Origin of the sequence: Cellulomonas iranensis NBRC 101100 = JCM 18110 (assembly GCF_001552375.1) — a bacterium.
In the GTDB taxonomy this organism is placed as follows: Bacteria; Actinomycetota; Actinomycetes; order Actinomycetales; family Cellulomonadaceae; genus Cellulomonas; species Cellulomonas iranensis.
The window spans coordinates 1-24,368 of the sequence record NZ_BCRB01000013.1 but is presented as its reverse complement, the minus strand read 5'-3'; the positions used below and the strand labels follow the sequence as shown (position 1 = coordinate 24,368).

Here is a 24,368-nt window from a genome sequence, read left to right as displayed (position 1 = left end):
GGCACTTCTGGCGCCGCGCGCCCGCCGCTGGGATGGGTGCATGACCAGGAACACGACGCTCCCGCGGGTGGTCGCGGCGGTGACGGCGGCCGCCGTGCTGACCGTCGGCCTCACGACCCTCCCGCCGTCCCCGCACCTGCAGCCGCACACGAGCGGCGACGCCGCACTGGCGCGCGCGGTCGAGCGGACGGCCCGCGACCAGGGCGCCCTCGACCGCGTCGCCCTCGCCTACGTCGACCTCGCGGACGGCCCCGACGGCACCGTCACGACCGGCTTCGGCGCGGACGACACCACCGAGTTCGAGATCGGCTCGCTCACCAAGACGTTCACGGGCAACCTCCTGCAGGTCGCGGTCGAGCGCGGCGAGGTGACGCCCGACCAGACCCTCGGCGGCGTCCTGACCGAGCTGGCCGGCACGCCCGCCGGGGGCGTGACCCTCGAGACGCTGTCGAACCACACGTCGGGCCTGCCCGGTGCGCCCGTCGAGATGCTGCCGTCGCTGTACGTCGCCGTCACGACCAACCGCGACCCCTACGAGGCGTCGCTCGACGAGCTGCTGGCGATGGCCGGACGGCAGGAGCTCGTCTCGCCCGGGCGCTACGTGTACTCGAACCTCGGCATGTCGCTGCTGGGGCACGCCCTCGCGCGCGTCGCCGGCACCACGTACGTCGACCTGCTGCAGGACCGGATGCTCGACCCGTTGGGCATGACGCGCACCCGGGTCGTGCTGGAGGACGCCGACCTCGACGACCCGACCAGCGGGTGGTCCGCGTCCGGTGTCGCGCAGCAGCCGTGGTCGCTCGCGGCGTTCGCGCCCGCGGGCGGCATCCGCTCGACGGTCGGCGACATGGCCCGGTACGTGCGCGCGCTGCTCGACGGCACCGCCCCCGGCGCCGCGGCGATGGACCCGCACCTGGAGGGCGAGCTCGGTGCCGTCGCGTACGCGTGGCTCGTGCTCGAGCAGGACGACGCCCCGACGCTCACGCTCCACAACGGCCAGACCGGCGGCTTCGCGTCCTACCTGGCCCTCGACCGCGCGGGCGGCCGCGGTGCCGTCGTCCTGTCGAACACCGCCTCCCAGCTGCCCGACGTCGCCGTGGGCCTCGTCGAGAACGGATACGACCGATGACCGCCACGACCTCCCTGACCGTCGCCCTCGCGCTCGTCGCGTTCGCCGCGCTGTACGTCGCCCGGGCCTGGGGGCCCGAGCGCCTGCGTCTGAAGGACCGCACGGGTGCGGTCGCCGAGAGCGTCGGGCTGCTCACGCTGTTCGTGCTGTCGCGGACGTTCGTCGGCTGGGCGGGGGTGCCGGTGCTGCTGTGGGTCGCGGCCGTCGCGCTCGCGGCCGTCGGCGCCGCCGGTGCCGTGCTGCGGTGGGGGAGCGTGCCCGGGTGGCGGCCGCGCCGCCGGGCGTGGTTCCGCGTGCTGCGGCTCGGCGGGGCCGCGCTCGTGTGCGGCACGGTGCTCGTCCTCGGGGCCGCGGCGTTCTGACGCCGGTGCGACCGGGCGCCGGGGCACGGGCGCCGGGGCACGGGCGCCGGCCGCCGGGCCCACCGGGACGACGCGGCACGCGTGGCGTCGTCCGGGAACGCGGGCGGCGCGCTGGACGTGCGTCCGATTTCTCCGCAGGGCGGCGATTCCCGACGCGGCGGCGAGGAAATGCGGCCGCTGCTCGTCGTGCGCCGGGCGGGTCGTATCGGCTCCTGAGCAGGAATGTCGTGCGCGGCGCGCGACGACGGGTCGGGGCGCGCGGTTGTCAACGACGACCGCCCGAGGGTGAGTCAGGCCTTGACTCGCGGCCCGTGGTCGTCTTTCCGCCGGTGCTCGACATTCGAGACGAGGACGAAAGATGGTTGACGCCGCCCCTGTGGACGCTGCCAGGATCACCGATCGTGACGCATGGGGGAGCGGGGCGCCTGCCGGATCTGGTGCGCGAGCGGGTGCACCGCCGCCGCGCGGCCGCACGTCAGATGCTCGAGCTCGTGCCGTACGCCGGCGCCGGGCTCGTGGCCGGCACGCTCGCCGTGCACGTCGTGGCCGGCGTCGCGCCCGTGGTCTTCCTCGTCGGCACCGCGCTCGCGCTGCCCCAGGTCGTCTCGGGAGCGCTGCCACCCGCGCTCTGGGTCGCCATCGCCGCCTTCCTGCTGCAGCAGGTGCTGGCCCCGCTCCAGCTCGTGCTGTCGCGCGAGATCGCGCGCCGCGTCGACGCCGCGTGCATCGAGCGCCTCACGCGCTTCACCCTCGACGAGGCGACGCTGGCCGGCCTCGAGCGGCCCGACGTGGCCGACCGTCTCACGCAGGTCGACGAGGCCTTCGAGCAGTGGACCTGGACGCCCGGGACCGCGCTCGAGGGCGGACTCGCGCTCACGGCGCGCTACGTGCAGCTCGGTGGTGCCGTCGTCCTGCTCGGCTGGGCGGCGGGCCCCTGGGCGGCGCTCGCGGGCGCCGTCGCGGCGCTCGTCGCCCGTCAGGGGCAGGCCGAGGCGTTCCACCGCTGGGGCGCGCTGTGGGAGTCGTTCCAGCCGGCCCGTCGCCGCGTCGCGTACGTGCGCGAGCTCGCGACCAGCACGCGCGCGGCCAAGGAGATCCGCACCCTGGGGCTCGTCGGCTGGTTGCAGGACCGGTTCGCGACGGAGACCCGGAGCTGGCTGGAGCCGCTGTGGACGTGGCGCCGACGCGTGTACGGCGCGCCGTTCGTCGGGCACGCGATCGCGGCCCTGCTGGGCTCGGCGGTCGCGCTGCTCCTCGTCGTCGACGGCGGCACCGACGGCGCGTCGCGGCTCGTGGCGGTCAGCGTCGCGGTCCAGGCCGTGGTGCTGTGCGCCCGCTTCGGCGTCATGTTCCCCGAGTCGGACATCAAGCTGGTCTACGGGAGGGCCGCGTACACGGCTCTGCAGGAGCTCGAGGCGACCATCCGCGAGCAGGCGGGCGCGACCGCCGACCGGGTCGAGGCGCCCGCCCCCGCGCGCGACGTCACGTTCTCCGGCGTCACGTTCTCCTACCGGCCGGGCCGGCCCGTGCTCGACGGCGTCGACCTCACCCTCCCCGTCGGGACCTCGACGGCCCTCATCGGCGTCAACGGCGCCGGGAAGTCCACGCTCGTCAAGGTCCTCGCCGGGATCTACGCGCCCGACGGCGGGTCGGTCACGGTCGACGGCGTCGACCTGGCGACGTTCGAGCCGCGCAGCTGGCAGCGGCACTTCGCCGTGACGTTCCAGGACTTCCTGCGCTACGAGCTCGACCTCCGCGACAACGTCGCGATGGGAGCGATCTCACACCGGGACGACGACGAGGGCGTCGTCGCCGCGCTCGCGCAGGTCGGGCTCGGGGGCCTGCTCGACGAGCTGCCGCTGGGGCTCGACTCGCCCCTGACGCGCGCCGTCGAGGGCGGTCGTGAGCTGTCCGGCGGGCAGTGGCAGCGCATCGCGCTCGCGCGGGCGCTGTTCGCCGTCCGCCACGGGGCGTCGGTGCTCGTCCTCGACGAGCCCACGTCGCAGCTCGACGCGCGGGGCGAGGCGGAGTTCTACGACACGTTCCTCGAGCTCACGCGCGGCGTGACCAGCCTGGTCATCTCGCACCGGTTCTCGACCGTCCGCAACGCGGACCGCATCGTCGTCCTCGACGGCGGCGGCATCACCGAGGCCGGCACGCACGACGAGCTGGTCGCCGCGGGCGGCGTGTACGCGCAGATGTTCGACGTGCAGGCGCGGCGGTTCGCCGACGACGGCGCCCCGCACGTCCCCGACCTCAAGGGGGCCACGCTGTGAGGGACGTGCTGTTCTGCCTGCGTCGGCTCTTCGCGATCGCGTGGGCGCTCGACCGGCGCCGCTTCGCCACGGGCGCGACGCTGCTGCTGCTGGGCGCGGTCGCGACGCCCGTCGTCGGCCTCGCGGCCGGCGGCGTGGTCGACGGCGTCGACGCGGGCGCCCCGCGCAGCGCCACCGCGTGGGGTGTCACGCTCGCCGTCGCGCTCGCGGGCGAGCTGATGCTCGCGCACTTCGCGCACCTCTACTACTTCGAGCTCGCGGAGCTCACCGAGGAGCGTCTCAACCGCGACCTCGTGCGCCTCGTCAACGGATCCGCCCACCTCGACCGCAGCGACGACCCCGCGCACGCCGACCGCGTCGACCTGCTCCGGCAGGACGTGCTGCAGATGCGGGAGACCGTCCAGTCGGGCCTGCAGCTCGGTGCGACGGCCGTGCAGGTGCTGCTGACCGCCGCGGTGCTCGTGACGCTCTCGCCGTGGTTCCTGCTGCTCATCGCCGCCGCCGTGGTGCCCGTCGTCGCGGGGCGGCGCGCGGAGACGCAGTTCCAGGAGACCCGCGAGGCGCAGTCGACGACCACCCGCGGCGTGCGGCACCTGCGCCGCCTGGCCACGAGCCCCGGGTCGCAGAAGGAGATCCGGCTCTCGGGCGGTGGCGACTACCTGCTGCGGCGGCAGCGGGACCTGCTCGGCGGCTACCGGTCCGCCATGGCCCGTGCGGACCGGCGGTACGCGCTGCGACGAGGGCTCGGACAGCTCGCGTTCGGCGTCGCCTACGTGGGGGCCGTCGTGTGGGCGTTCGAGCTCGTGCGGCAGGGGCGTGCCAGCGCCGGCGACGTCGTGCTGACGGTGGTGCTCGCGACGCAGCTCGCGACCCAGATGGCGACGGGCATCGAGCTGCTCGGCACCGTGCACCGCGCCGCTGCGGGCCTGCGGCGCTTCGCGGCGCTGGAGGCCGAGCAGACGGCGGAGGCCCTGCCCACGGCGGGCCTGCCGCCCGCCGCCGCGACCGACCGCGGCCTGCGGCTCGAGGGGCTGCGCTTCCGCTACCCGGGTGCCGACGAGGACACCCTGCGCGGCATCGACCTCGACCTGCCGGGAGGTACCTCCGTCGCCGTCGTCGGCGAGAACGGTGCGGGCAAGAGCACGCTGCTCAAGCTGCTGACGGGCCTCTACCCGCCCACCGGTGGGCGGATCCTCGTGGGCGGCACCGACCTCGCGGAGGTCGCGCCCGACGCCTGGCGCGAGCGCACCGCCGCGTTGCACCAGGACTTCGCTCGCGTCGAGCTCGGGCTGCGCGAGAGCGTCGGCATCGGCCACCTGCCGGCCGGGTTCGCGCACGAGGCGGTCGGGGCCGCGCTCGACCGTGCGCGCGCCGACGGCCTGGGGGAGCAGGTCGGGCTCGACGGCGTGCTCGGCACGGGCTACGCGGACGGGCGTGACCTGTCCGGCGGGCAGTGGCAGGCGGTCGGGTTCGCGCGGACGCTCATGCGCCCGGACCCGCTCCTGCTGGTCCTGGACGAGCCCGGGTCGGCGCTCGACGCGCTCGCGGAGCAGCGGCTCGTCGACGCGTACCAGGAGACCGCCCGCGAGGTCGCGGCCACCGTCGGCGGCGTCACCGTGTTCGTCACGCACCGGCTGTCGACCGTGCAGCTCGCCGACCACATCGTCGTCCTCGAGGGCGGCCGGGTGGTCGAGCAGGGCACCCACGGCCAGCTCCTGGTCGCGGGCGGGCGCTACGCGGACCTGTGGGGGCTCCAGGCGCGCGCGTACGCGCGCTGACGGCGCCTCGCGGCCGCCCGCGACGCTCGGGCCCGCCCTTTTCCTTCGGTGAGGGCGGGCTTCGGCGCGCCATTTTTATCGCCCGAACAATCGTGTCAAAGAAGAGTGCCAGCACTGTTGACAACGGCGATCGTGCTCCTGCTAGCGTCATTTTTGCGACACAGGGGGTCGCCGTGTCAGGGGGAATTGCGTGATGGTGCGTGAAGAAGAGAAATGCTCGTCGTGCCCGGGGTTCGCGTCGCGTGCCCCGCGCCGAGGTGGCGCGTCGGACGCCGGCGCCCGGCCGCACGAGGCCGCGGGCGGTGGACGATGGAGCTGACCTCGACGGCCGAGCGCCGCTCGACCCGCAGCGTCACGTTCACGGGCGCCGGCGAGCGCACGGGTGCGATGACCTGGGGCCAGGCCTCCATCTACTCGTCGATCCGCTGGCTCGGCGACGACGCCTCGTACTTCAACCTCGTGCGGGTGGTCGACGTCCCCGCCGGGGTCGACGAGGGCACGGTCCTCGGCGCCGTCCAGCACCTGCTCGTGCGGCACGAAGGGCTCCGCAGCCTGTTCCACGAGACGCCGGAGGGCTGGACGCAGCACGTCCGCCCGCAGGGCGAGCTCACGGTGCACGTCGCCGACGCGGACGGTGCGGCCGACACGGCCGCCGCCCGCGCGTTCGCGTCCGAGCTCGCCGGCCACACGTTCCGTCACGACGTCGAGCTGCCCCTGAGCGTGGGGGTGCTGCGCGACCACGGGCGCGCCACGCACGTCGTGGTCGCGGCCTCCCACCTCGCGGTCGACGGGTGGGCCGCCGACCTGGTGGCGCAGGACCTGCGGCGGCTCCTGGCCGGCGAGGTCGCCGACGCACCGACCTGGCAGCCCCTCGACCAGGCCGCGCACGAGGCCGGCGAGGCCGGTGCCGCGCGCGGCGAGGCCGCGCTCGCGTACTGGCGCCGGACCCTCGCGGCCGCGCCCCGTCCGTTGTTCCCGCCGGCCGACCCCGCACCCGCGCCGGGACGCTTCGTCCGCCTCGCGCTCGAGTCGCGTGCGCTCGCCGTCGCGGCGACCCTCGTCTCGACCCGCTGCGCCGTGAGCACCGGCACGGTCCTGCTCGCGGCGGCCTCGGTCGTCCTCGGGCGGCTCGTCGGGCAGGACCGCGTGGTCCTCCAGCTGATCGCCAGCAACCGCCTCGACGAGCGCAGCCGCAGCCTCGTGGCGCCGCTCGCCGAGAACGCGCTGTTCGCGATCGACGTCTCGGGGGCCGACGCGCCGGGCGGGTTCGCCACGACGGCGCGCCGCGCGTTCGCGTCGGGTCTCAACGCGTACCGCCACGCGCAGTACGACCCGCGCGCGCGGGACGAGCTCGTCGCGCAGGAGCGTGCGCGAGACGCGGACCTCGACCTCGGCTGCTTCTTCAACGACATGCGGATCGGGCGGGACTGGGGCGTGGACGTCGACGCGTACCCCGACGTGGACGCGGTCCGGGCGCTGCGCGACGGCACGCGCGTGCGGCACGTCGGCTCGTGGGACCGGCAGGACGCCACGTGCTTCGTCGGCGTCGACGACGCGGACGGCGCGTGCGTGCTGTACCTCATGGCGGACACGGCGCTCGTGCCCGAGCCGCGCGTCGAGGCGCTGCTGCGCGAGATGGAGTCCGTCGTGGTCGAGGCGGTGGCACCGTGAGGGCCGCCGCGCACGACGGCGTCGACCGCGTCGCCCGGAGGCGGCGGTGAACCCGCTCGCCTACGCGCCGCGCCTCGTGCGGACGCTCCCACCGGTGCGCGTCCACGGGCGCGTGCTCAAGGCGTACGCGATGTTCGCCCGTCCCGCCGAGCGCGACCGCCTGCCGAGCCCCGCGTGGCTCGAGGAGCAGGCGGCCACGGTGCTCGAGGGCCCCGCGGGGCCGGGCGACCACGAGGCCGGCTTCCTCATCCTGCACGCGGGCATGGAGCGGGACTACCTGCTGGTCAGCCAGTGGTACGACGCCGACATGCTCAAGCACTGGGTGCGGGGCGTCGAGGTGGACGCCGAGGGCCGCACGACGCTCGTGCCGCTCGAGCAGCGCCAGCTGGTCGCGTGCGTGTGGGAGCTCGAGGTCGTCGCGTTCGAGCGGGACGCCTGGGTCACGACCGTGATGCTGCGGGGCCGGCTGGACCGCGAGACGCTCGACGACTACCTCGCGACGACGTTCGAGGGGTGGGTGTGAGCGGCGCGCTCGCGGTCGTGCCGCTGCCGACGGACCGGCTCGACGAGCTGCTGGAGCTGTGCCGCGAGCACGCCGCGTACGAGCGGGCCGAGTTCCGCGAGGACGGTCAGGTGGACCGCTGGCGGGCCGCGTTGGGCGCGGACGTGCCGGCGCTGCACGCGTGGGCCGCGCTCGACGGGGACCGCATGTGCGGGTTCATGACGGCGACGACCGACTTCGCCACGTGGAGCGCCCGGCGGTTCGCGTACCTGGACTGCCTGTACCTGCGGGCCGAGCACCGCGGGCGCGGGTTCGGGCGCATGTTCTTCGACCGGCTCGTCGCGTTCGCGCACGAGCAGGGGTGCGGGTGGCTGGAGTGGCAGACGCCGGTGGACAACGCCACCGGCATCGGGTTCTACGAGCACCTCGGCGCCCGGTCGCGCGCCAAGCAGCGGTTCACCTACGAGGTCGAGGGGCGTGAGGCACGGTGACGACGAGCGAGCTGCAGGAGTCGCTGGCCCCGTGGTCGGTGGACGCGGACGACCGCGCGTGCACGGCCCCGCCGCTCGGCGACCTGGTCCGGGTGGCGGCGGCGCGTTGGCCCACCCGCACGGCCGTGGACGACGGCACCGTGAGCCTCACCTTCGGTGCGTTCGAGGAGCGGGCCCAGACGCTCGCGCGGCACCTGGCGGCGGGAGGTGTGCGCGCGGGGGACCGGGTCGTGGTGCTGACGGAGAAGAGCGCGCTCGTGCCGGTGGTCGCCGTCGCCGCGTGGAAGTGCGGCGCCGTCTACGTGCCGCTGGACGGCACGGCACCGCCCGAGCGGCTGCGTCGGATGCTCGCGCGCCTCGCCGCCCGCGCCGTCGTCGCGCTCGACGACCGTCCGGCCCTCGTCGACGACGTCCCGTGGACGGGTCGTCGTGCGCTCGACGCGCTGCTCGACGGCCCCGTGCGCACCTGGCGCACGGTGCCCCACCGGCCCGACGACAGCGCCTACGTGATCTTCACGTCGGGCTCGACCGGCGAGCCCAAGGGCGTGGACGTCACGGTCGCGAACCTCACGGCGTACTTCGCGGCGCACAACGAGGTGCTGCGGTTCACGCCGGCGTCGCGCGTGCTCAGCCTGTCGCCGTTCCACTTCGACGTGTCCGTCGAGGACACGCTGCTGCCGCTCTCGCTCGGCGCGTACGTCCACCAGTTCCGGGGCGTGCCCGCCGGTCCGATGCTGCGCGGCGCGATCCGCCGGCAGCGCATCACGCACCTCATCGCGGTGTCGACCCTGCTCACGATCATCACGCAGGACGGGCGCCAGGTGACGCGCGAGACGTTCCCGGACCTCGAGATGGTCATGACGGGGGCGGAGGTGTGCGACCCGAAGGTCATCAACCTGTGGAAGACGCGCCTGCCCGGCACGCGCGTGCTGAACGTCTACGGGCCCACCGAGGCGACCATCGTGTGCCTCGCCTACGAGGTCCGCGACGTCGACCCCGACCGGGTGGGCTCCTACCCGATCGGCACGCCGCTCAGGGGCGTCGAGGTCCGGCTCGTCGACGACGCGGGCGCACCGGTCGGCCCGGGCGAGGTCGGGGAGCTCTGGGTGGGCGGCCCCCAGGTGATGCGCGGGTACGTCGACCAGCCCGACGAGACCGCGCGCCGCGTGGTCGTGGTCGACGGCGTCCGCTACTACCGGACCGGCGACCTGTGCAGCTACGACGACGACGGCCAGCTCGTGTTCCGCGGCCGCGACGACGACGAGGTGAAGCTCGCCGGCCGCCGGATCCACCTCGGCGAGATCCGCGAGACCGCGCTCAGCTGCCCCGCGGTCGAGCGCGCGGCCGTCGCCGTGGTGCCGCGCGACGGGCACGACGTCATCGCGCTGCTCGTCGTGGCGCCCGACCCGGACGTGCTCGACGTCGTCGAGGCGCGCCTCGACGAGCTGCTGCCCACGTACATGCGCCCCACGCTGCTGGGCTGGTCGCCGTCGCTCGCGGTCGCGTCGACCGGCAAGACCGACGAGAAGGACCTCGTGCGACGCCTCGCGGACGCCGCCGCGGGGACCGCCCGGACCCGGTTCCTGCTGGGCGCGGCGGACGCGGCGCCCGTGCCGGACGGAGCGGTCCGTGCGTGAGGGGGCCGTGGCGGCGCTCGACGCCGACTTCGCCCGCCTCGCGGTCGCGCGGGCGCTCATGGTCGGCCCCGTCCGCCCCGACCGGCCGCTGGTCGAGGACCGGCGGGTGGCCGAGCGGTGGGTCGCACGGTTCGGCGCGGGACCGGCGGGCGCCGAGGTGCGGGGCGAGCGCACGTCGGCCGGCTCGCTCGTCGTGCGGCCGTCGGGCGCCGCCGGGGCCCGGGACGACGTGCGGGTGGTCTACCTGCACGGCGGGGGGATGGTCTACTACTCGACCGCGGTCTTCGCGCCGTTCCTGCAGGTCCTCGCGGACGAGGTCGGGGCGCCGGTCGAGTGCTTCGACTACGCGAAGGCCCCCGAGCGCGCGGTCGGGGAGTCGGTGGACGACCTCGCGCGGCGCGTGCGGGAGCGCTGCCACACGCTCGCGCCGCGTCGTCTGCTCCTGCTGGGCGACAGCGTCGGCGGGCTGCTGGGGCTCCACCTGGCCCTGCGCGTGTGCCCGGGCGCCTTCGAGCGCGTCGGGCTGCTCTACCCCGTGCTCGACCTGCACGGCGAGCGCGGCTCGTACGACGAGTTCGGCGAGGGGTACTTCCTCGACCGCGACCGGATGCGCCTGTTCCGCGGACTGCTGCGCCCGGCGCTCGCCGAGCGCGACCTGGACCCGATGCACCTCACCGACGTCGACCTCGCGCGGCTGGGCTCGCCGCTGGTCGTGACCGCCGGCTGCGACGTGCTGCGCGACGAGGGGCACGCGTGGGTCGACGGGCTGCGCGCGCGCGGCGTCGCCGTCGAGCACCAGGTGTTCCCCGCGCTGCCGCACGACTTCTGCCTCTACGCGCCGCGGCTGCCGGCCGCTCGCGACGCGGTCCGGTCGATCGCGACCGGACTCACCCGCACGCTCCGGACCCCCGCGGGGGACGGGGGCACGACACCTGGGAGGACGACATGACCACCGCACTGCACGACACCGTGAGGGACAAGGTCGCCGGCTACCTCGAGGCGGCCCTCGGCCGCCCCGTCGACGTCGCGGCCGTCCCCGAGAGCACCGCCTTGAGCGAGCTCGGGCTCGACTCGCTCCTGACCATCAGCGTCATCGTCAGCCTGCTCGACGACGCCGGGGTCGACATGTTCGAGCACTCCGACTCGCTCGTCACGCCCAGCACCCTCGCCGACCTCCACGCCCTCGCCGCACGATTCCACCAGGGAGACGACACCGTGACCACCAGCACCGCCACGACGACCGACGAGCTGCGCGACCAGCAGGCGCACTACAGCGCCAAGCTCGCCTACGAGATGGACTCCTTCGACCTCGCGCAGGCCCTCGAGGACGGCCAGGACGTGGTCGTCGTCGACGGGCGGAGCGCCGCCGCGTACGAGGCCGAGCACATCCGCGGCGCCGTCAGCATCCCGCACCGCTCGATGTCCGCCGACTCGCTGGCCGACCTCTCGCGCGAGCCGCTGTACGTCGCGTACTGCGACGGCATCGGCTGCAACGCGTCCACCAAGGCGGCCCTCAAGCTCTCGACCGCCGGGTTCCGCGTCCGTGAGCTCATCGGCGGTCTCGACTGGTGGAAGCGCGACGGCCACCCGACCGAGGGCTCGTCCGTCGCGTGCCGCGTCGACGCGAGCCACTCCTCGTCGTGCGGGTGCGAGGGATGAGCCCCGCCGACCGCCCGCGCCGGACCGGTCCGCGCGCGTGCGGGCACCGTCGCCGCGCCCGGAGGTGGGGGCGGTGACCGGCCCGCGGGACGTCGTGTGCGAGGTCCTCGTCGTGGGCGGGAGCCTCGCCGGCTGCGCGACCGCGATCCGGCTCGCCGCGGCGGGCCACGACGTCGTCGTGGTCGACAAGCGGTCGCTCGACGACGGCCACTACAAGCAGCTCTGCACGCACTTCCTGCAGCCGCACGCCGTGCCGCTGCTCGACACGCTGGGCCTGTCGGAGCTGCGGGGGCGGCCGCACGCCGTGCCGACGAAGGCGGTCTTCGTCACGGTCGGCGGCGTCGTCGACTCTCCGGGGCCGGGCTACGACCCGGCCCGGCCGGACTCGTACGCGCTGAACGTCGAGCGGCGCGTGCTCGACCCGGCGCTGCGGCGCCGCGCGCACGAGGTCGGTGCCCGGTTCCTCGACGGCACCGCGCTCGAGGGCCTGGTGCGTGACGACGAGGGGTGGTCGGTCGAGCTCCGGGACGCCGCGGGCCCGCGGCGGGCGCGCGCTCGCCTCGTCGTGGCGGCGGACGGCCGCCGGTCGCGCGTCGCCGGCCTGCTCGGCAACGACGCGGTGGTCCGGCCCAACGAGCGGGCGGCGGTGTTCGGGTACTTCCGGGGGATCCCGGCGCCCGACCAGGACCGGTCGGTCTTCGTCCGGAAGGACGGCGACCTCGCCTGCGTGTACCCGCTGGTCGGCGGTCGCACCGAGCTCGTGCTGTTCTCGCACCCGTCGCGCGTGCAGGGATGGCGCGGGGACGGTCACGGCGGTGAGCTCGTGCGGTACTTCGCCGCGCTCGACGCCGCCCCCGACATGACGCACGCGACGCTCGACTCGCCGGTGCTGGGCTACACCGACTACCCCAACCAGGTGCGCCGTCCCGTCGTGGGCGGCGTGCCGTTCGTGGGCGACGCGGTCGTGTCGCTCGACGCGATGAGCGGGACGGGCTGCGGGTTCTCCCTGCTGTCCGCCGACCTGCTGGCGAGTGCGCTCGCGGGCCGGTCGTGGGACCCGGACGACGTCGCGGCGGGGCTCGCGCTGTACGCGTCGCGGCACGACGCGCAGATCGTGCCGCACGTCGACGGGATCTGCGCGGACTCGCTGGTCGGCCGGGGCGAGGAGTCGGAGCGCCGGACCTTCGGGACCGTGTGCGCCGACCCGGGGCTGAGCGCCGACTACCTGCGGCTCACGGGCCGCATGACCGCCCCCGCCGAGTTCCAGGCCGCGTTCATGCGCGCCGTGCTGTCCGCGCGGCGCCGCCCCGCGGCGACGCCCGCGTGACGAGCCCGCGGGGGTTTCCCCGCAGGTCCGACGCCCGGACCGACCACCTGCCACCGTCCCCGACGCCGAAGGAGAGAGGCCGATGCCCCGTGTCGCCTTCACGACGTTCGCGATCCTGAAGAGGCCCTACGGCGACCCCGTGGTGCAGGGGTTCGACGACCTGACGCCGCCGACGTTCGCGCAGGCCGAGGGCAGCCCGGGCTTCGTCGCCCGCGCCAAGGAGAGCCCCGACCAGAGCCACCTGACCAACTTCTCGCGCGACTGGGGGGAGTGGGGTCGGTTCGAGGTGCCGCGCTTCTACACCGGGGGGCGCACCGACGACACCGACAGCCGTGCGTCGACGCTGTCGCTGTGGACCGACCTCGAGTCCGTCTTCGCGTTCGTGTACTCCGGCACGCACCGCACCGCCCTCGCGCAGCGGCACGCGTGGTTCCTCAAGCCCGAGTGGCCGACCTACGCCGTGTGGTGGGTCGGCGACGACGAGATCCCGACGTGGGCCGACGCGTGCGCCCGCCTCGAGCACCTCCACGAGCACGGGCCCACGCCGTCCGCGTTCACGCTGCGCACCGCGTTCGCCGCCGACGGCACGCCCGTGCGGGTCCGCGGCCTCGCCGAGAGCCGCAGCACCGGCGCCTGACGCCGCACCTCCCGTCCCACCTCCCAAGGAGCGAGCCGAGTGTTCACCCGCGCGTTCGACCGATCGGCCATGAGCTGGTCCTACGAGATGCACCTGCAGCCCCTGCTGTCCGCCGAGGACGTGCCCGGCGTCCCCTTCGGCTCCGTCTTCGGCAGCGTCCCGCCCCGCACGGTGTCCAAGCGGCACGCGCACCAGGACGGGGAGATGTTCCTCGTGCTCGCGGGGCGTGCGACCGTCCTGGTGGGGGACGAGGTCACCGAGCTGGCGCCCGGCGGCACGGTGCTCATCCCGCCGTTCCACGCCCACGAGATCCGCAACGACGGCGACGAGCCGTTCGACCTCGTCTCCGTCTACTGGGAGCACATCCCGAGCGCGGTCGACGCGCTCGCCCAGCGCCCCCCGGCGACGCGCGCCGCTGACCGGACGCTCGTGTTCTGCCCGCCGCCCACGCCCAACGGCGGGCTCCACCTGGGGCACCTCGCGGGACCGTACGTCCGTGCCGACGTGCTCGTGCGCGCCCTGCGGAGCCAGGGCCGCGACGCGCGTCTCGTCACCGGCACCGACGACCACCAGTCGTACGTCGCGACCGCCGCGCGCCGGCGGGGCGCCGCGCCGGCGGACGTCGCGCGCGAGGCCGGCGACGCCGTCGTCGCGACGCTCGCGCGGGCGGAGGTCGGCGTCGACCGTCTCACGCGGCCGCTGACCGACCCCGGGCACCACGACCGCACGCGCGCGCTGCTGGACCGGGTCGCGGCGTCGCCGTCGGTCACCGTCCAGGAGCGGCCCACCGCCGCCTGCGACGCGTGCGGCACGTCGCTGCACCAGGCGTTCGCCCGCGGCCGCTGCGCGCACTGCGACGCGTCGAGCGACGGGGAGATCTGCGAGGCGTGCGGGCGCCCGGGCGAGGCGCGCGACCTGCGGGACGTGCGCTGCGTCGGGTGCGGGGCGCCCGCGACGTCGCGCGTCGAGCGCGGGCTGTGGATCGACCTCGCGGCGCACGGCGACGAGCTGCGGCGCTACCTGCGCACCGTGCACGCGTCGCCCGACCTCGCACGCCTCGTCGAGCGGCTCCTCGACGAGGGGCTGGAGCCGTACCGGCTGACGCGCACGAGCGACTGGGGCGTGCCGCTCGGCGACGGTCAGGTCGTCGACCCGTGGGTCGACCTCGCCCTGACGTACCTCGAGGCCGCGCGCTCGGAGGTCGAGGCGGGCGGCGAGGCCGAGCGCGTGCTGCTGCTCGGCTACGACAACAGCTACTACTACGCGGTCCTGCTGCCGGCGCTCGCGTTCGCGGCGGGCCTGGGCGACCACCTGCCGACCGCGTTCGTCACCAACCAGTTCCTGCACCTCGGCGACGAGAAGTTCTCGACGAGCCGCGGGCACGCCGTGTGGGCGGACGACGCGCTGCGCGACGCCGGGGCCGACGCGGTGCGCGTCGCTCTCCTGCGGGACGCGCCCGAGGGGCGCGTCACGCGGATCGACGAGGACCGCGCGGCGCGGCACGCCGACGACCCGCTGCACCGCGCGCTGCGCGACTGGCTGCGCGGCTTCGCCGACGTCGGCCCGTCGGGCGTCGTCCCCGGCACGGGGGCGTGGACGGACGCGCACCGCGAGCTGTACCGGTTCCTCGACCTCGCGACGCAGCAGCTCGACGGCCTGCTGCTGCCCGCGTCGTTCAGCGCGCGCGGCTACGTCCGGCTGCTGGAGTCGGTCGTCGCGCGCTGCGTCGAGTTCCGCGCCACCGAGGTCGTCGCGCGCGACGTCGCGGCCCTGGCCGAGGAGTCGCGCACGAGCCTGGCGCTGGAGTACCTCGCGGCGAAGGTGGTGGCGGCGCTCGCGTGGCCCGTCGCGCCCGTGACGGCGCAGCGCGTGTGGGACTGGCTGGGCCTCGCGGGCGAGCCGACGCGCGAGACCGGCTGGACCTTCCTGCCGTCCGGCACCCGGTGCAGCGCGCCCGCCCCCGTGCTCGACGACGCGCCGGTGGTCGACGCCGCCGTGCCCGTCCCCGACGCCGTGCCCGTGGGCTCGCCCGCATGAGCGGGCACGCGGCGGACGCCGCCGTCGACCTCGTGGTCGTCGGGGCGGGGATCGTCGGCGCGGCGGTGGCGGCGCACGCGGCCGAGCGGGGCGCGGACGTCGTGGTGCTCGACCGCTCGACTGTCGTCGCGGCCGGTGCCACGGGCAGGTCCGGGGGCATGGTGCGCGCGTACGACCCCGACCCCGCGACCGCCGAGCTGGCGGCCGCGAGCCTCGCGGCGTACCGCGACCCCGCGCGCTGGCCGGGCGGCACGTCGCCCCTGCGGTCGGTCGGCGCCGTGACCGTCGTCGACCCGGCCCACGAGGACGCGCTGCGCGCGGCCGTGCCGCAGCTGCGGGAGCGGTCCGGCGCGGCGGCGCACGTCGTGTCGGGCCGCGACGAGGTCGCGGGCCTGCGGCTGGCGGGCGGGGTCGCGCTCGTCGAGCCCGACGCGGGGTGGGTGGACCCCGTCGAGGTCACGACGCTGTGGCTGCGCCGCGCGGTGGCGGCGGGCGCGCGGGTCCGTCGGGGCGTGCGCGTCGTCGGCGTCGAGGACGTCGGCGACCGTGCGCGCGTGCGCACCGACGGCGGCCACGTCCTCGCGCGGGACGTCGTGCTCGCCGTCGGGCCGTGGGGGCCGCGGTCGGTCGAGGGCGTCCGCACGTCCGCGCCCGTCCGCGCCCGGTCGATCCAGGTGAGCGTCGTCGACGGCCGGCCACCGGGGCCCGACCACGCGACGCTGCTCGACCTGCGGACCGGCGTCTACGCCCGGCCGTACGGCCCGGGGCGCACGCTCATCGGGATGCCGCACGTCGTGTGGGACTCCGCGGTGGACGCGCCGCCCGACCCCGACCACGCGCGCGCCACGTTCGCGGCGCTCACCGCGCACCTGCCCTGGCTCCCCACCGCCCACGTCACGACGACCGTGCGGTCGGCCGACGCCTACGTCGTGGCCGCCGACGCCGACGCACCGGTCGCGCTCCTGTCGGCCACGGGCGTGCCACGCGTGCACGCCGTCCGCGGCTGGGACGGCGGCGGCGTCAAGGTCGCGCCCGAGGCGGGGCGCCGCATCGCCGACGCCGTGCTCGCCGGGCACGCCGCCGGACCGCTCCGCCGAGGGGCCGCCCCGGCGGCCGCGGCACCCGTCACCACCTCGACCCAGGGAGAACCGTGGCTCACCTTCACGACGTGATCGGCATCGGCTACGGCCCTGCCAACATCGCCCTCGCCGTCGCCCTCGAGGAGGAGGCGTACGACCTCGACGTCCGCTACCTCGAGGCGCGGCCCTCGCCGTCGTGGCAGGCGGCCATGATGCTCGACGGCTCGGACATCCAGAACCACCCCGTGCGGGACCTCGTGTCGCTGCGCAACCCGCGCAGCCGGTACACGTTCGTCAACTACCTGTTCGAGAACGGGCGCCTGCTGGAGCACCTCAACGTCCCGCAGGAGTTCCCGCTGCGCAAGGAGTACGCCCGGTACGTGAGCTGGGTGGCCGAGCAGGTCCCCGCGACCGTCGACTACGGCGTGCGGGTCGTCGCGGTGGCGCGCGCGCAGGACCCCGGTGGTGAGCCGTGCTACCGCGTGACCACGTCGCGCGGCGACGAGCTGCTCGCGCGCTCCCTCGTGGTGGGCACGGGTCGCACGCCCTACGTCCCCGAGCCGTTCGACGGCGTGCGGTCGCCGCGCGTGTTCCACCTGACCGACTACCTGCCGGCGCTGCGCCGGGTCGAGGAGCTCGTCGCCGACGGCGGCACGGCCGCCGCGCCGCGGTCGGTGACCGTCGTGGGCGGCAGCCAGAGCGCGGTCGAGCTGACGCTCGACGTCGCGCGCCGCTACCCGCACGCGCAGGTCACCACGCTCGTCCGGTCGCTGACCCTGCGCCAGAAGGACACGAGCCCCTTCAGCGAGGAGGGGTACTTCCCGGAGTTCACGGAGTACTACTACCGCGCGCCGCGCGCCCGCAAGCGTGAGATCGACGCGTTCATGCGCCTGACGAACTACTCGTCGGCCGACGGCGACGTGCTGCGCGAGCTGTACCGGCTCGTCCACGAGCAGCGCCTGGACGGCGAGCAGCGGGTGTTCGTGCGCGGCAGCCGCCAGGTGCGTGCGGTCGAGGCGCACGACGACGGCGTCGTGCTCCGCGTCGAGGAGCTCAACACGGGTGAGGTCGAGGAGCTGCGGACCGACGTCGTGGTCCTGGCGACCGGGTTCCGCGACCTGGGGCCCGGTCCGCACCAGGAGCGGGTGCCCGCCCTGGTGCGCGACGTCGCGGACGCCTTCCGGTTCGACGCGGACGGCTACCTCGAGGTGGAGCCGCACTACGAGGTGCGGACGACCGACCCCGCGACGCCGCCCGTGTTCCTCAACGGGCTGTGCGAGTCCACGCACGGCATCGGCGACGCCGGGTCGTTCAGCCTGCTGTCGCTGCGGGCCAGGGCGATCTCCGAGAACCTGTGGAAGCGGCTGGCCTAGTGGGAGCCCGTCGCGCCGTCGGCGCCCCCGGTGCACCGCCGCACGAGAGCGCGCCCGCGCGCACGCGTGCGTCCGGCGACGACGTGCGGACGGTCGCCCGGCACGTCGTCGGCGGGGTCCTCGGGGCGGGCGTGCTCGTGGTGCCGCCGGTGGTCGCGACCCTCGCCGGCGGTGCCGACCTGCTGCTCTGGGCGGGCCACGTGCTGCTGGGCGGCACCGTGGGCGTGCTGCTCGGCGTGCACGCGGCGCGCACCGGCCGGCGTCCGCTGCCGGTCTCCGCGGTGGTCGGCGCGACGTGGGGGGAGGGCGCCCGCCGGTGCGTCGACGTCACCTACGCGGTCGCCTTCGCGGCGGGCCAGGCCGCGATCGTGTGGTTCGCGGTCGTCGGGGTCCGTGCCGCCGTCCCGGTGAGCTCGGGTCCGTTCCCGGCGGTGGCGCCGCTCGCGCTGCTCGCCGCTGCGGCCGCCGTCGCGGCGAGCCCCGTGCGGGTCCCGCTCGCGCTGCTGCGGGTCCGCCCGTGGGTCGCCGGCGCCCTCGCCGCCGCGTGGGGTGCGATCGGGTGGCCCGACCCCGGTGCGGGCGGCGCGTTCGCGCCCGACGGCGTCACCGGGGCGGGTGCGCTGTGGCTCGCGGGCGCGGCGCTGCTGTTCGCCGGGATCGGGTGGGAGGGCGTGACGCGCGCGGGAGGACCGGCCGGACCCCCGGCCCGCGACACGGCGCGGGGCGTCGTCGTGGCCGCGGTCGCCGTCGGAGCCGTGTACCTCGCGCTCGCCGCCGTCGGGCGCACCCGGCCGCTGGTCGGCACCGGCGCCGACCTGCCGGCGGTGCACGCGGCGGTGGCCGCGGCGTCGGCGCTCGTCCTCGCGTCCTACGTCGTCACGAACCTGCGGACCGCGGCGTCGATCGCGGCGCGCGTGCGCGCGGTCCCGACGGCGGGCCGCGGGCCCGCGCGCGGCCTGGTGCTGGCGGTCGCGGCGCTCTCGGGCGTGCTCGTCGTCCTCGGGGACCGTGACGGGGCCGTGCCCCTGCTCCTGCTGGGTCCCGCCGCGGCCGCGACCCTGGCCTACGCGCTCGCCGCCGCCGCGGCGACCCGCGACGGCGGTCGCGCCGCCCGCTGGGCCGGCGGTGCGGTCGTCGTCCTGCTCGTCACCGCCACCGCGTGCGCGGCACCCGCCCTGCGCGCCGTCTGACCGTCCCGCACCGCACCGCACCGCATCCGTCCCGCACCGCACCGCACCGCACCGAGCATCCAGGGGGAGCACCGTGAGCGCAGCAGCCAGCACGATCGAGTCCGAGGTCCGCACCTACAGCCGCAGCTGGCCCGTCGTCTTCGTCAGCGGGCGCGGCAGCCGCCTGCACGACGACCGGGGCCGCGCCTACCTCGACTTCTTCACCGGTGCGAGCGCCCTGAACTACGGGCACAACCACCCGGTCCTCAAGCGCGCGCTGCTCGACTACCTCGAGGGCGACGGCGTGACGCACAGCCTCGACATGTTCACGAGCGCGCGCAGCGCGTTCCTCGCCGAGCTCGACGCCCGCGTGCTGCGGCCCCGGCACCTCGACTACCGCGTGCAGTTCCCCGGCCCGACCGGCACCAACAGCGTCGAGGCGGCGCTCAAGCTCGCGCGCAAGGTCACCGGGCGGCAGACCGTGGTCGCGTTCACGGGCGCGTTCCACGGCATGTCCCTGGGCGCGCTCGCGGTCACCGGCAACGCGGGCAAGCGCGCAGGCGCGGGCGTGCCGCTGGGCGCGACGTGGCGGCTGCCGTACGACGGGTTCGCGGGCGGCGACGTGTGCGGCCTGACGCTCCTGCGGACGATGCTCGACGACAGCAGCAGCGGGATGGACCTGCCCGCGGCGGTGATCGTCGAGACCGTGCAGGGCGAGGGCGGCGTCAACCCCGCGCGCTTCACGTGGCTCGCCGACCTCGCCGACCTGTGCCGCAGCCGCGGGATCCTGCTGATCGTGGACGACATCCAGATGGGCTGCGGCCGCACCGGTCCGTTCTTCAGCTTCGAGGGTGCGGGCGTCGTCCCCGACATCGTGTGCCTGTCGAAGTCCATCAGCGGCTACGGCCTGCCCATGGCGCTGACGCTCTTCCGGTCGGAGCTCGACGTCTGGCAGCCCGGCGAGCACAACGGGACGTTCCGCGGCCACAACCCGGCCTTCGTCACGGGCCGGGCCGCGCTCGAGGAGTTCTGGGCGGACGACATGCTCGAGAAGCAGACGAGGGTGCGCGAGCTGCTGATGCGTGAGCACCTGGGCGCGCTCGCGCGCGAGCACGCGCCGCACGTCGTGGACGTCCGGGGCCGCGGCCTGGTGTGGGGCGTGGGCTTCGCGGACCCGCGGCTCGCGCGCGCGGTCGCGGACGAGGCGTTCGCGCGGGGCCTGCTGGTGGAGACGGCCGGCTCCCGGGACGAGGTCGTCAAGCTCCTGCCGGCGCTCACCACGACCGACGACGAGCTCGCGGAAGGGCTCGACGTGCTGCGCGCCGCGATGCTGGCGGCCGTGCGTGCGTGACCGGGGGTGCGGGACCATGGCGGCGACGGCGGTGCGGCCCCGCCGCGCGGACGGCGCGGCGGGCGCGACGGAGGGGGACGCGTGACGACGAGGTCCGCGGGGCCGTGGGTCGGGGTGCTGTGCGGCGTGGGCGCGAACCTCGTGTGGGGGCTCGCGTTCCTGGTGCCCGTCGTGCTGCCCGGCGTGCCGTCGCTGGCGCTCGCCCTGGGGCGCTACCTGTGCTTCGGGGCGGTGTCGGTGGTGCTGCTCGCGGTGACGTGGCGCACGGCCCTCGCGGGCGTCGGGGCGCACGCGTGGCGCACCGCGGCGGTGTTCTCGGTGACCGGGCACCTGGGGTACTACGCGCTGCTGGTGCAGGCGATCCGGTGGGCGGGCGCCCCGATCGCGACGGTCATCATCGGCCTGCTGCCCGTCTCGATCGCGCTCACCGGGAACTGGGTGCGCCGCGAGCTGCCGTTCGCGCGCCTGGTGCTGCCGCTGGCGCTCATCGTGTGCGGCCTGACGCTCGTGTACGTCGTCGAGCTCGACTGGCAGAGCGTCGTGCAGGGGAGGTCGGGCGCCGACTGGGCGCTGGGGATCGCGGCCGCCGTCGGCGCGCTCGCGCTGTGGACGTCGTACGCGGTGCGCAACGCCCAGTTCCTGCGCGAGCACCCGCACGTCTCCTCGACCACGTGGTCGACCATGATGGGCGTCTGCACGTTCGGGCTGTCGCTCGTCGCGACGCCGCTCGTGCTCGCGAGCGGTGCGGTCCGCGTGGACGCCGCGGACCAGGTGGGTCCGCTCGTGCTCGCGAGCCTGCTGCTGGGCGTGGTGGTGTCGTGGTTCGGCACCGTGCTGTGGAGCCGGTCGTCGGCCCTGACGCCGATCTCGCTGGCGGGGCAGCTCGCGGTGGTGCAGGTCTGCGCCGGCCTGGCGTACGTGTTCGCGTGGGAGGGCCGGCTGCCGCCCCCGCTCGAGCTCGGGGGCTTCGTGCTGGTCGTGGCCGGGGTCGTGACGGTCATCCGCAGGGCCCGCACCGTCCCGGCGCCGCCCGCGCGGGTGGCCGTCCGGCCCTGACGCGCGAGACGCCGCCGGGGCCCCGACGCACGTCAGCGGGGTGCGGCGTCCGACGCCCTCTCGAGCCGCTCGATCCGCGCGTCGACCGCGTCGAGCCGGTCGTGCACGTCCCGGCGAGCGGCGTCCGCCCGGATCTCGGCGAGCCGGCGGCGGTGCTTCAGGACGGTGTCGACGACCGTCGCGGTGCCCCCGACGACGACGGCGAGCAGGGCGACCCAGACGAACCAGAGCACGGGATCCATGCATCTCACCCTCTCCCGGGCCTCCTGGGCGGGCAACCGCGTCGCGCGGGCCGGGCGGGCGCCGTGGCCGGGTCGCCCGGGCACGCGCCTCGCCCTAGCCTGGCGGGGGCAGGACGGCGGGTGGCGCCCGGCACGGGGCGACCGCCGCGGAGCGGCAGGGGGTGGTCGCGGTGCGACGACGGACGGGACGCGCGACGGCGCGCGGGGTGGGTGCGGCGGCGCTGCTGGTGGGCGCGGCGGCGGCCCTCACGGGGTGCGCGTCGAACGCCGCGATCACCGACTACGCGGGCGTGCCCGTGGTGCGCGTGCTCGAGACGCGCGAGGCGACGGCCGGCGGCCTCGAGGACGACGGCGACCAGGAGCCCGGCGAGGTCGAGGGTGCGCTCGAGAACGAGCAGGGCGACGTGCAGGACGTGCGCTTCGTCGAGCAGGAGCTCGAGGTCGAGCCCGGGCAGGCGGCGGCCACGTACCTGGAGAACGGCGTGAACCTCGCCGTGGTGCTGTGGGGCAGCTCGACGTGCCCGCCCGTGGGGGAGCGCCTGCACGTGCTGCCCGACGAGCCGAACGCGGTGCGCATCGACCTGCGCGAGATCCCGCCGGACCGCCCCTGCACGATGGACCTCGTGCCCCACACCACGGTGTTCGGGACGAAGACGAGCACGGTCGAGCCGCTCGTCATCCACGTGGGCGACGAGACGATCGAGCTGCCCGTCAAGTAGCCGCCCGGGCCGTCACGTCGCTCGGGTGTCCGTGTCCGGCACGTCACCCGTCAGCGGGACGTCGCGCACGCTGCGGAACTCGCGCCGCCGCCCGTCGACCGGGTCGTCGAACGCGAGCTCGGCGGCCAGCAGCTGCAGCGGGTGGCGGAAGTCGTCGAGGTCCACGTCGCGCTCGACGGGGTACAGGGGGTCCCCGACGATCGGGATCCCGAGCCCGGCCAGGTGCAGGCGCAGCTGGTGCGTGCGGCCCGTGCGGGGGTGCAGGCGGTAGACCCCGAGGCCGTCGTGCTCGCGCTCGAGCTCGACCGTCGTCTCGGCGTTGACGGGCGCGCCCGGCACCACCTCGGCCTGCACGGTGCCCCGCACCTTGCGGATGTGGTTCCGCACGACGACGGGCAGCGCGAGGTCGGGCCGCAGCGGTGCGAGCGCGCGGTACGTCTTGTCGACCGCGCGCCGCTCGAACGCCGTCTGGTACGGCGCGCGCCAGCGCTGCTCGGTCGCGAGCAGCAGGAGCCCCGACGTGCCGCGGTCGAGCCGGTGCAGCGGCGACAGCTCGGGCAGGCCCAGCTCGGCGCGCAGGCGCACGACGACGCTCTGCACGATGTGCCGGCCCCGGGGGATCGACGCGAGGAACGGCGGCTTGTCGACGACCACGAGCCGCTCGTCGCGGTGCACCACGTGGACCGTGCCGGGCACCACGGGCTCGTCGCGCAGCACGCGGTGGAACCACACGTGCCGCGCCGCCACGAACGGCTCGTCGTCGCGGACCGCGCGCCCGTCGGCGTCGACGAACTCGCCGGCCGCGAGCATGCCCGCGACGTCGACGTGCTCCGGCAGCCGGTCGCGCAGCCACGCGCCCATGGTCGGCCACGCGTCGGGCGTCCCGCGCCGCGGCGGCGGCGTGCACAGGTGCGCGGGGGCCAGGCCGTGGCGCGCCGGGAGCGGGGGACGGAGCGGCACGCGGTCGATCGTAGGTGCGGGGGCCGACGACGGTGGAGGCGCGCCCCCGCGGGGCACGACGACGGCGCCGCACCCGCGGGGGTGCGACGCCGTCGTGGTCACCGGTCGGGTCGTGCCCCGCCCGGTCAGGAGGGTGCGGTCAGGCGCAGCTCAGCGCGCCCGCCGCGGGGGCGTTGCCGTTGCCGATGAACCCGAAGGTCGTCGACTGGCCCGCGGCGACCGTGCCGTTGTACGGCGCGTTGCTCACGACGCCGCCGGACAGCACGCCGTTCCACACGTTGTTCGAGCTCACGCCGGACGGCAGCGTCACGCGCCACCCGGTGAGGCCCGCGGACCCGGCCGTCACGGTGACGGTGGCCTGGTAGCCGCCGCCCCACGAGTTCGCGATGGTCAGCGCCGCGGAGCACGCCCCGCCCGGGTTCTGCGTCGGGGTCGGCGTGGGCGTGGGGGTGACCGTGGGCGTCGGGGTGGGCGTCGGGGTCGTGGTGGGCGTGGGGGTCGGCGTGGGCGTGCCCGTGCCGCCCGCGTTCAGCGTGTTGAGCGTGGTCGTGTAGGCGGCCTTCTTGTTGCCCGAGCCGTCGAACAGCAGCGGCGTGCCGCTCGCGCGCCACGAGTCGGTGTCACGCACGCCCCACACCGTGATGCCCGTGCAGCGCGACACGTTGAGGCACGCCTGCACGACCTTGCGGTAGTTCTCGGCCTGCGCCGAGCCCGAGCCCTCGATGTCCAGCTCGGTGATCTGCACGTCCACGCCGAGCGCCGCGAAGCTCGAGAGCGTCGTCTGGTAGTTGTTCGGCACGGGGCTCTGCGGGTTGAAGTGCGACTGGAAGCCCACGCAGTCGATCGGGACGCCGCGGGCCTTGAAGTCGCGGACCATGGTGTAGACGGCCTGCGTCTTGGCGTGCGTCCAGTC

General features: G+C 75.7%; 22 protein-coding genes. 19 read left to right on the top strand and 3 right to left on the bottom strand.

Annotated elements, in window-relative coordinates; translation table 11 throughout:
* Positions 1-40: 40 nt before the first annotated feature.
* The 18 genes from CS2_RS04220 to CS2_RS04135 all read left to right on the top strand — a co-directional run bounded on the left by CS2_RS04220 (position 41) and on the right by CS2_RS04135 (position 21,534).
* Positions 41-1,129: a serine hydrolase domain-containing protein gene (locus tag CS2_RS04220; protein WP_046529646.1), complete on the top strand. Its 1,089-nt coding sequence runs from the start codon at positions 41-43 to the stop codon at positions 1,127-1,129.
* Positions 1,126-1,491: a hypothetical protein gene (locus CS2_RS04215; protein ID WP_070319013.1), complete on the top strand. Its 366-nt coding sequence runs from the start codon at positions 1,126-1,128 to the stop codon at positions 1,489-1,491. Before CS2_RS04220 ends, CS2_RS04215 begins: the two co-directional genes overlap by 4 nt.
* A 401-nt stretch (positions 1,492-1,892) precedes the next feature.
* Positions 1,893-3,767 carry an ABC transporter ATP-binding protein gene (locus CS2_RS04210; RefSeq protein WP_152667320.1) on the top strand — a complete coding sequence of 625 codons (1,875 nt, stop codon included), beginning with the start codon at positions 1,893-1,895 and terminating at the stop codon, positions 3,765-3,767.
* Positions 3,764-5,545 carry an ABC transporter ATP-binding protein gene (locus CS2_RS04205; RefSeq protein ID WP_046529644.1) on the top strand — a complete coding sequence of 594 codons (1,782 nt, stop codon included), beginning with the start codon at positions 3,764-3,766 and terminating at the stop codon, positions 5,543-5,545. The genes CS2_RS04210 and CS2_RS04205 overlap by 4 nt, the downstream gene beginning before the upstream one ends.
* Positions 5,546-5,854: 309 nt before the next feature.
* The gene (locus CS2_RS04200) at positions 5,855-7,216 is read left to right on the top strand and encodes a condensation domain-containing protein (protein WP_070319012.1); all 1,362 of its coding nucleotides are present in this window, start codon (positions 5,855-5,857) and stop codon (positions 7,214-7,216) included.
* 46 nt (positions 7,217-7,262) lie between these two features.
* Positions 7,263-7,739, top strand: a complete 477-nt coding sequence (locus tag CS2_RS04195; protein ID WP_046529642.1) for a hypothetical protein — start codon at positions 7,263-7,265, stop codon at positions 7,737-7,739.
* Positions 7,736-8,209, top strand: a complete 474-nt coding sequence (locus tag CS2_RS04190; protein ID WP_070319011.1) for a GNAT family N-acetyltransferase — start codon at positions 7,736-7,738, stop codon at positions 8,207-8,209. The genes CS2_RS04195 and CS2_RS04190 overlap by 4 nt, the downstream gene beginning before the upstream one ends.
* On the top strand, positions 8,206-9,846 hold the full coding sequence (locus CS2_RS04185) for an amino acid adenylation domain-containing protein (protein WP_070319010.1): 1,641 nt from the start codon (positions 8,206-8,208) through the stop codon (positions 9,844-9,846). The genes CS2_RS04190 and CS2_RS04185 overlap by 4 nt, the downstream gene beginning before the upstream one ends.
* A complete protein-coding gene (locus CS2_RS04180; RefSeq protein ID WP_217997357.1) occupies positions 9,839-10,795 on the top strand; it encodes an alpha/beta hydrolase fold domain-containing protein in 957 nt (318 codons plus the stop codon). Before CS2_RS04185 ends, CS2_RS04180 begins: the two co-directional genes overlap by 8 nt.
* Positions 10,792-11,505, top strand: a complete 714-nt coding sequence (locus CS2_RS18445) for a rhodanese-like domain-containing protein (protein ID WP_082739852.1) — start codon at positions 10,792-10,794, stop codon at positions 11,503-11,505. Before CS2_RS04180 ends, CS2_RS18445 begins: the two co-directional genes overlap by 4 nt.
* A gap of 73 nt (positions 11,506-11,578) precedes the next feature.
* A complete protein-coding gene (locus tag CS2_RS04170; RefSeq protein WP_070319009.1) occupies positions 11,579-12,832 on the top strand; it encodes an NAD(P)/FAD-dependent oxidoreductase in 1,254 nt (417 codons plus the stop codon).
* A gap of 82 nt (positions 12,833-12,914) precedes the next feature.
* Positions 12,915-13,469 (top strand): DUF3291 domain-containing protein, encoded by a 555-nt coding sequence (locus tag CS2_RS04165; RefSeq protein WP_046529638.1) that lies wholly within the window; start codon positions 12,915-12,917, stop codon positions 13,467-13,469.
* A 69-nt stretch (positions 13,470-13,538) separates the two neighbouring features.
* A complete protein-coding gene (locus CS2_RS04160; RefSeq protein WP_217997356.1) occupies positions 13,539-15,506 on the top strand; it encodes a class I tRNA ligase family protein in 1,968 nt (655 codons plus the stop codon).
* Positions 15,503-16,678 (top strand): FAD-dependent oxidoreductase, encoded by a 1,176-nt coding sequence (locus tag CS2_RS04155; protein ID WP_082739848.1) that lies wholly within the window; start codon positions 15,503-15,505, stop codon positions 16,676-16,678. Before CS2_RS04160 ends, CS2_RS04155 begins: the two co-directional genes overlap by 4 nt.
* Positions 16,657-17,958, top strand: a complete 1,302-nt coding sequence (locus CS2_RS04150; protein ID WP_046529636.1) for a lysine N(6)-hydroxylase/L-ornithine N(5)-oxygenase family protein — start codon at positions 16,657-16,659, stop codon at positions 17,956-17,958. The genes CS2_RS04155 and CS2_RS04150 overlap by 22 nt, the downstream gene beginning before the upstream one ends.
* The gene (locus tag CS2_RS04145) at positions 17,958-19,148 is read left to right on the top strand and encodes a hypothetical protein (RefSeq protein ID WP_070319008.1); all 1,191 of its coding nucleotides are present in this window, start codon (positions 17,958-17,960) and stop codon (positions 19,146-19,148) included. The genes CS2_RS04150 and CS2_RS04145 overlap by 1 nt, the downstream gene beginning before the upstream one ends.
* A gap of 73 nt (positions 19,149-19,221) precedes the next feature.
* Entirely contained in the window at positions 19,222-20,478 is a 1,257-nt protein-coding gene (ectB, locus tag CS2_RS04140) for a diaminobutyrate--2-oxoglutarate transaminase (protein WP_070319007.1), read from the top strand.
* Positions 20,479-20,559: 81 nt separating this feature from the next.
* Positions 20,560-21,534 (top strand): DMT family transporter, encoded by a 975-nt coding sequence (locus CS2_RS04135; RefSeq protein ID WP_046529634.1) that lies wholly within the window; start codon positions 20,560-20,562, stop codon positions 21,532-21,534.
* Positions 21,535-21,566: 32 nt separating this feature from the next.
* Here CS2_RS04135 and CS2_RS04130 read toward each other — a convergent pair whose 3' ends face one another.
* The gene (locus CS2_RS04130) at positions 21,567-21,776 is read right to left on the bottom strand and encodes a hypothetical protein (protein ID WP_134851594.1); all 210 of its coding nucleotides are present in this window, start codon (positions 21,774-21,776) and stop codon (positions 21,567-21,569) included.
* Between the two features lie 170 nt (positions 21,777-21,946).
* Here CS2_RS04130 and CS2_RS04125 point away from each other — a divergent pair, with 170 nt between their 5' ends.
* Positions 21,947-22,495: a hypothetical protein gene (locus CS2_RS04125; RefSeq protein WP_156441986.1), complete on the top strand. Its 549-nt coding sequence runs from the start codon at positions 21,947-21,949 to the stop codon at positions 22,493-22,495.
* Positions 22,496-22,507: 12 nt separating this feature from the next.
* Here CS2_RS04125 and CS2_RS04120 read toward each other — a convergent pair whose 3' ends face one another.
* Both CS2_RS04120 and CS2_RS04115 read right to left on the bottom strand, forming a co-directional pair.
* Positions 22,508-23,455 carry a pseudouridine synthase gene (locus tag CS2_RS04120; RefSeq protein ID WP_070319038.1) on the bottom strand — a complete coding sequence of 316 codons (948 nt, stop codon included), beginning with the start codon at positions 23,453-23,455 and terminating at the stop codon, positions 22,508-22,510.
* Positions 23,456-23,594: 139 nt separating this feature from the next.
* Positions 23,595-24,368, bottom strand: a 774-nt coding sequence (locus CS2_RS04115; protein ID WP_176573218.1) for an endo-1,4-beta-xylanase, incomplete at its 5' end; no start/stop codon positions are given.

Coding starts and splice junctions, on each gene's coding strand:
- CS2_RS04220 (WP_046529646.1), top strand. CDS start 41: ATGACCAGGAACACGACGCTCCCGCGGGTGGTCGCGGCGGTGACGGCG.
- CS2_RS04215 (WP_070319013.1), top strand. CDS start 1,126: ATGACCGCCACGACCTCCCTGACCGTCGCCCTCGCGCTCGTCGCGTTC.
- CS2_RS04200 (WP_070319012.1), top strand. CDS start 5,855: ATGGAGCTGACCTCGACGGCCGAGCGCCGCTCGACCCGCAGCGTCACG.
- CS2_RS18445 (WP_082739852.1), top strand. CDS start 10,792: ATGACCACCGCACTGCACGACACCGTGAGGGACAAGGTCGCCGGCTAC.
- CS2_RS04165 (WP_046529638.1), top strand. CDS start 12,915: ATGCCCCGTGTCGCCTTCACGACGTTCGCGATCCTGAAGAGGCCCTAC.
- CS2_RS04160 (WP_217997356.1), top strand. CDS start 13,539: ATGAGCTGGTCCTACGAGATGCACCTGCAGCCCCTGCTGTCCGCCGAG.
- CS2_RS04155 (WP_082739848.1), top strand. CDS start 15,503: ATGAGCGGGCACGCGGCGGACGCCGCCGTCGACCTCGTGGTCGTCGGG.
- CS2_RS04130 (WP_134851594.1), bottom strand. CDS start 21,776: ATGGATCCCGTGCTCTGGTTCGTCTGGGTCGCCCTGCTCGCCGTCGTC.